Here is a 6,995-nt window from a genome sequence, read left to right as displayed (position 1 = left end):
TATCAGGACGGATTTCTTTCATGCGCATTTTCATTTGTGACATGGGAATATTACGTGCACCTAAAATATGGCCGCCATCGAATTCGTTTGCTTCACGAACATCTATTAGTTGTGCCTTTCTGTACCCTGCACGGAAATCTTACAGTTACCGTTTTTACAATCCTTTTTTGATAAAAATAGGTGAAAACGGAGTAGATGATAAGTGCTACGATCATGATTAATAAAACATAAAGTGAGTTCAACTTCTTTTTGCTCCTTTCAAGCTTTGTTGCACTAGTTTTTATTATATAAGTCATTCCCCTAAAGATAAAGATGAAAAGGGAAAAAATCTTTCATTTTTGTCTAATTAAATTATAGCAGAATCATCACGTTTTGAAATCATATCAGATTTTGATTCAGACTAATTCTTGAAAACATTTTTAAAAAATGAGGTTTGTTCATGAAAAAAGAAGTATGGCGTTTTATCGATTCTGGAAATTGTTCACCATCTTTTAATATGGCGTTGGATGAAGCATTACTAGATTGGCATAGTGAGGGAAAAATCCCTCCGGTTATACGATTCTACGGCTGGAATCCTCCCACTCTGTCTGTCGGCTATTTTCAAAAGGTAGAAAAGGAAATTGACATGGAGGCCGTCAAAGAACATGGGCTGGGGTTTGTCAGGAGACCGACAGGCGGGCGCGGCGTCCTCCATGAGCATGAACTTACATACAGTGTGATCGTATCGGAAGAGCATCCAGAGATGCCTAGGACTGTAACGGAGGCTTATAGAGTTATTTCAGAGGGAATCCTAAAAGGCTTTCATCATCTAGGACTAGAAGCTTATTTTGCTGTGCCTAAAACTGCGGAAGAGCGGGAAGCGTTGAAAAATCCACGCTCTGCAGTATGTTTCGATGCCCCTAGCTGGTATGAGCTTGTCGTGGAAGGCAGAAAGGTAGCCGGCAGTGCACAGACAAGACAAAAAGGTGTTATTCTTCAGCACGGCTCGATTCTATTGGATTTGGATGAAGAAAAGCTGTTTAGTTTGTTTAAATATTCAAATGAACGGGTAAAGGAACGGATGAAGAAGGCATTTAAAGATAAGGCAGTTGCCATCAATGCGATTAGTCCAAAGCGGATTACTCTTGATGAGGCAAAAGAGGCTTTTTATAAGGGGTTTGCCGAGGGACTAAATATTGATCTTGAACCATATCAACTAACGGAAGAAGAACGTGATTATGTTGAAAAATTGGCGAAAGAGCGATATGAAAGTGATGAGTGGAATTTTAAACGATAGAAAATTGAAAGCGGCGCTAGCCGCTCTTTTCTTTGATTAGCCTTTCCTGAGGCAAGTCGCGAAATTTGTTAAAATTTCTTGTTTTATGGTGAAAAACAGGGAATATCTTTTGTTTTCTCGTAAATCTAGTTTTTTTAGAGTTTGACAAAATAATTGTTATTTGCTCAACATACAATATATAGTGGTGTCGAAAATATTTTCGGTACTATATGTTGAATTTTATCGTGGATTTTGTTAACGTAAGTTTATTAAGACAACTAGATATAGCATAAACCTACTAGAATCCAGCGCAGGATATAGATTTAATTTTGAAGGAGTTGTTCTCATGTCTGTAGTTTTTAGACAAAAAATGAATATTGATTTTGAAAGGTTGAATGAGGATATCCGCTTGTTCCCCCAAGTACACCCGGTAACCCCAGATATGAAAATAACTCATAAGGGTGTTTCACGTTTGGTCATGCTAGACCGTTACACCTTCAAAGACACAGCAAAAATTACTCTCACTAATGGCGACTTTGTTGTTTTAACGATTAAGGAAGATCCGAAATTTCCAGCACGAGGTTTAGGAACCATCTTGGAAATTGATTGGGAAAATAAAAGGGCAAAGGTTTTGATTGACGAAGAATTCAGAGGTGCGCTCGATAATCCTGAGGAATCAAGTACTGGTGTCATCATCCGGTCTCTAGATGTCATCGAAAAGCCGTTGGAGCTCTTCTACGAGCAAATTGCGAAGCGGAATGCCACTGGTCTTGCATCGGTTGAAGAAACCGAAGAGAAGCGCCGTGAGTGGTTTGAAAAGTTTTATCAAGAGCTCGTAACGATGAACTTTGTTCCAGCTGGCCGTGTTTTATATGGTGCAGGGGCAAATACCGATGTTACATTTTTCAATTGTTATGTAATGCCGTTCGTTGCAGATTCTCGTGAAGGAATCTCTGACCATCGTAAGCAGGTAATGGAAATCATGAGCCGCGGCGGCGGTGTCGGGACAAATGGATCGACATTAAGACCAAGAAACACTTTAGCAAGAGGCGTAAACGGAAAATCATCCGGATCAGTTTCATGGCTGGATGATATTGCGAAGCTAACGCACTTAGTTGAGCAAGGCGGAAGTCGCAGGGGGGCGCAGATGATCATGCTGGCCGACTGGCACCCAGACATTATTGAATTTATTATTTCTAAGATGCAAAATCCTAGAATTCTACGATTCTTAATTGAAAATACAAAAGATGAAACAATTAAAAAACATGCCAAAGATAAGCTGAAACTGACACCATTAACGCTTCAGGAATCGGCTATGTATCAGGGAATCGTTAACTATAAGAACATCCCGGGCTATGGTGGATTTGATGAAAATATCATCGCTGATGCGGAAGAAAAACTAGCAACCGGTGGTAATTACACCGTTCATAATCCAGAATTCTTAACTGGCGCAAACATTTCCGTTTGTTTAACAAAGGAATTTATGGAAGCTGTTGAAAATGATGCCGAATACGAACTTCGTTTCCCATATGTTGAACACTACAATGAAGCGGAAATGAAAAATTACAATGAAGAATGGCATAAAGTCGGCGATGTTCGCGAGTGGGAAAAACTCGGCCACAAAGTGCGAGTTTACAAAAAAATTAAAGCTAAAGAGTTATGGAATTTAATTAACATTTGTGCTACCTACTCTGCTGAACCAGGTATATTCTTTATTGATAATGCCAACGACATGACCAATGCAAAAGCATATGGACAACAAGTTGTTGCAACAAATCCATGTGGCGAGCAACCTCTCGCACCATTTTCAGTCTGCAACCTCGCTGCTGTAAACCTTGCAGAAATGGCGGACAAAGAAACAAAAACTGTTAATTTTGAGAAACTAAAGAAAACTGTAACTGTTGGTGTCAGAATGCAGGACAACGTTATTAACGCAACACCATATTTCTTAGAAGAAAATAAAAAACAAGCCCTTGGTGAGCGCCGAGTCGGTCTTGGCGTAATGGGCTTACATGATTTATTGATCTACTGTGAAACTGAGTATGGTTCGCCTGAAGGCAACAAGCTTGTTGATGAAGTATTTGAAACTATCGCAACTACTGCATATAGAACATCAGTTGAATTAGCCAAAGAAAAGGGAAGTTTCCCATTCTTATATGGAAATACACCAAACGAAACAAACCGTTTACGACAAGCTTTTATTGAAACAGGTTATATGAAGAAAATGCCTGAAGATGTCCGCGAATCAATTTTAGAAAACGGAATAAGAAATTCACATTTGCTAACTGTTGCTCCCACTGGATCCACTGGAACGATGGTTGGCGTCTCAACAGGATTAGAACCTTATTTCTCATTCTCTTATTTCCGAAGCGGACGTCTCGGCAAATTTATCGAAGTAAAAGCAGATATTGTCCAAGAATATTTAGATCAGCACCCAGAAGCAGATGCAGAAAATCTTCCTAATTGGTTCGTAACAGCGATGGAACTAGCGCCCGAAGCTCATGCGGATGTACAATGTGTGATTCAGCGTTGGATTGATAGCTCCATCAGTAAAACTGTTAATGCACCAAAAGGATACAGTGTTGAGCAGGTAGAGAAGGTTTACGAGCGTCTTTACCGCGGTGGTGCTAAAGGTGGTACTGTCTATGTGGACGGTTCACGGGATTCTCAGGTTTTAACCTTAAAAGCTGAAGAAAATACAAACGAGCAATTATCTATGTTTGATGAAAAAACAAAGCAGCATGTTGTTCTTGTTGATACAATCACCGACTTACGATCAACAGACGTAACAATTGGCTCCGAGGTGGGCAACACTTGCCCAGTCTGCCGCAAGGGAAAAGTTGAAGAAATGGGCGGTTGTAATACGTGTACCAATTGTGGTGCTCAATTGAAGTGTGGTTTATAGTGAATGCTATGGGGATGGAAATTATTTTTCCATCCTTTTTCTTATGTGGTCTTAAAGACATTTTTACAGAAAAAAGCTGAGTTTTATCTTCAAATATGCGATCTTCAAGCAAATTCATTCAAAATATAGTAATTATATTACGATAACTTTGTAAAAGAATTGTAATCTCCATGTGATGTCTCTGTTATTCTTTCCTTGTATAGTATGAGTATCAAATCACTCAAGGGGGATAACATTATGCTAAAAAAATTCATCACAGCTCTTGCGATTACAATTGGAATTAGCTCAGTGTTTGCCACAACGGGTGATAAAGCTGAAGCGGCTTATTATCATACAAAAGCAATCTCAGTTGCGAAAGCAAATCTCGGTGTTCCATATCGCTGGGGCGGCATGTCACCAAAAGGATTCGATTGCTCTGGCCTCGTAAAATATTCATTCGGACAGGCAGGTAAGGTATTACCACGAACAGCGGCTGATATGTACTACACCAAAGGATATCGGGTAAGCTCTTTACAACCGGGAGACTTAATGTTTTTTGCACCAAATAAAGCAAGCAAACCAACACATGTCGCGATGTATATTGGAGCGGGGAAAATGATTATGGCATCATCGTCAAAAGGTGTTATGATTACCTATACGAATAACAGCTACTGGAATCCAAAATATATTGGCTCCAAACGTATTTAATAGATATTAACCACTCAGAACATTGGCTATGCTGATGTTCTTTTTTCATGCAAGCAATCAAAAGCGGCGCTAATTTCGACAATTATTTGACAATCCATAATCTTCACACGTTCTTCATCCTATTATGTTATCGTGATTCTATAACAACATAGCAGGGTGAGTATATGTACAATTTATTTAGTCAAATAAGTTCTTCCTTGAGTCAGCCATTACTGAATATCGCCAGTAGTTTAGAGTCATGGCCGATTGTCTTTGCATTAATATTAGGTCTAGTAGGTGCACTAGCACCATGCCAGCTTACGGGTAACATAAGTGCAATTACACTGTATGGAAACAGTTCCATCCAAAAGAAAATTATGTGGAGGGATGTTTTCAGCTTTACTTTAGGTAAAATAGTTGCTTTCTCTTTATTAGGTGGAATAGTATGGCTTCTTGGGAAAGGGATTGAACAAAATCTAACACTGTATTTTCCGTGGCTGCGTAAAATTATGGGTCCTATTTTAATTATTGTGGGAATATATATGCTGGGCTTTATTAAACTGAGAGGGACTATAAAGTTATTTAAGCAAACGAATGAGTATAAGCGGGGAAGTAGATTTGGCTCGTTTATGCTTGGACTAAGTTTTTCTTTAGCTTTTTGTCCAACCATGTTTATTCTGTTTTTTGTAACCTTAATGCCGGTGGTATTTTCAAGTCCATATGGTTTTATACTCCCATCGATCTTTGCACTTGGAACAGCCTTCCCCCTTTTAATTGTCATTTTCATCATTTGGTATCTTGGCGGCAGTGGTGCTTTAATGAAAAAGGGAAGAAAATTTGGTACATTAGTTCAACGGATTGCCGGTATTTTTATGCTCATTCTAGGAATATTTGATACATTAACATATTGGGCCCTATAAATAAGCCCCCCGTTTAGTCGAAAGAAAGCGCTGAAAATCAACGCTTTCTTTTTTGTCATTTTTAAAAGCTATTCATCATATTCTCACGATCAATATTCATATCGTTCGAGTCATTCATCATGCCGCCATTTTCGTGGCAGGCCTTGTACATATTTTGTAAATCTTCTTTAGAGGAACCAGGATGCATTTTTTCCATAAAAGGCAGCATGTTTTCAAAGCTAGGACTACTACCAGAGTCATTATTTCCAGCAGCAAAAACAGCCGTTCCTGCACCAAGGACCAAAGCAGCACTTAATAAACCTACATAAAGCTTCTTCATCTTCCAGCAACTCCTTTCTTTAATACCCTAATCATATAGCTGGAATTTGTAGAACAAATGAAGATTGTATGTCAATATTATGACTCTTGTAGTGAAATCTGGAAAGCTTAAGAAGGCGGCAATAATTTGTAACAATATTATGTGACTTTCGACATAGTTTGCAACTATCCAAAAATTTATAATAATATATAGACCCAAATACCAAAATGATTAACTTGTGAACAAAATTTGAAAAGGAATAATAATTAGGCAAAAAATAAATTTCAATCCCTTTACATAGGGTAGGGGGGTATGGTAAGGTTGATATATAGAAAGCATATCACCAATTATAAAGGAGAGAATATTAATGGAAAAAGCAATATTAAACGTTCAAGGAATGTCATGTGATCATTGTGTAAAAGCGGTTGAGGGAAGTGTTGGAGCTCTAAATGGAGTTGCCGCAGTAAAAGTAAACTTAAAAGCCGCTACAGTGGATGTAGAATATAACCAGCAACAGGTTTCATTGGAGCAAATAAAAGAAACCATCGATGACCAAGGGTACGATGTGAAATAAGTAGATAAAATGACGTGCTATCTGTTAGCACGTTCTTTTTCCAAAAAATTATACCTATATGGGGTATGAGGAGTTGGCTTTCATGAGTCAAATTATTAAAGAAACAAATTTACAAATTTCTGGGATGACCTGTGCCGCCTGTGCAACAAGAATTGAAAAAGGCCTTAACAAATTAGCTGGTGTGGAGTCAGCGAATGTGAATCTGGCTTTGGAAAAATCCGCAATTAAATATGACTCCTTGCAGATCAATGTTGAAGATATTGAAAAGAAAATTAGGGATTTAGGGTACGATGTGGTCACGGAGAAGACAGAGCTAGATATCACCGGGATGACCTGTGCCGCCTGCTCTGCAAGAATTGAAAAGGGGTTAACTAAAT

General features: G+C 38.6%; 7 protein-coding genes and 1 pseudogene. 6 read left to right on the top strand and 2 right to left on the bottom strand.

Annotation, left to right across the window (positions count from 1 at the left end; translation table 11 throughout):
* Positions 1-215 (bottom strand): annotated as a pseudogene (locus tag ACO1D1_RS06150) (rhodanese-like domain-containing protein); the annotation flags it as partial.
* 224 nt (positions 216-439) lie between these two features.
* On the opposite strand from ACO1D1_RS06150, the gene ACO1D1_RS06145 reads away from it, so the two are divergent.
* The 4 genes from ACO1D1_RS06145 to ACO1D1_RS06130 all read left to right on the top strand — a co-directional run bounded on the left by ACO1D1_RS06145 (position 440) and on the right by ACO1D1_RS06130 (position 5,746).
* Positions 440-1,276, top strand: a complete 837-nt coding sequence (locus ACO1D1_RS06145; protein WP_149870961.1) for a lipoate--protein ligase family protein — start codon at positions 440-442, stop codon at positions 1,274-1,276.
* A gap of 325 nt (positions 1,277-1,601) precedes the next feature.
* Entirely contained in the window at positions 1,602-4,160 is a 2,559-nt protein-coding gene (locus tag ACO1D1_RS06140) for a vitamin B12-dependent ribonucleotide reductase (RefSeq protein WP_423335275.1), read from the top strand.
* 237 nt (positions 4,161-4,397) lie between these two features.
* Positions 4,398-4,847 (top strand): C40 family peptidase, encoded by a 450-nt coding sequence (locus ACO1D1_RS06135; RefSeq protein WP_149870959.1) that lies wholly within the window; start codon positions 4,398-4,400, stop codon positions 4,845-4,847.
* Positions 4,848-5,011: 164 nt separating this feature from the next.
* The gene (locus ACO1D1_RS06130) at positions 5,012-5,746 is read left to right on the top strand and encodes a sulfite exporter TauE/SafE family protein (RefSeq protein WP_149870958.1); all 735 of its coding nucleotides are present in this window, start codon (positions 5,012-5,014) and stop codon (positions 5,744-5,746) included.
* A gap of 61 nt (positions 5,747-5,807) precedes the next feature.
* Here ACO1D1_RS06130 and ACO1D1_RS06125 read toward each other — a convergent pair whose 3' ends face one another.
* A complete protein-coding gene (locus ACO1D1_RS06125; protein ID WP_149870957.1) occupies positions 5,808-6,065 on the bottom strand; it encodes a hypothetical protein in 258 nt (85 codons plus the stop codon).
* Positions 6,066-6,411: 346 nt separating this feature from the next.
* On the opposite strand from ACO1D1_RS06125, the gene copZ reads away from it, so the two are divergent.
* Complete coding sequence (gene copZ / locus ACO1D1_RS06120) at positions 6,412-6,618, top strand: copper chaperone CopZ (protein WP_149870956.1); 207 nt, start codon at positions 6,412-6,414, stop codon at positions 6,616-6,618.
* Positions 6,619-6,700: 82 nt separating this feature from the next.
* Positions 6,701-6,995: copper ion binding protein (locus ACO1D1_RS06115; protein ID WP_423335274.1), on the top strand; the 295-nt coding region annotated here is incomplete at its 3' end.

Origin of the sequence: Neobacillus sp. 19, from assembly GCF_049463095.1 — a bacterium.
Classification (GTDB): Bacteria; Bacillota; Bacilli; order Bacillales; family Cytobacillaceae; genus Neobacillus.
The sequence above is the reverse complement of the archived record's forward strand: the minus strand, read 5'-3'. Positions and strand labels throughout refer to the sequence as shown.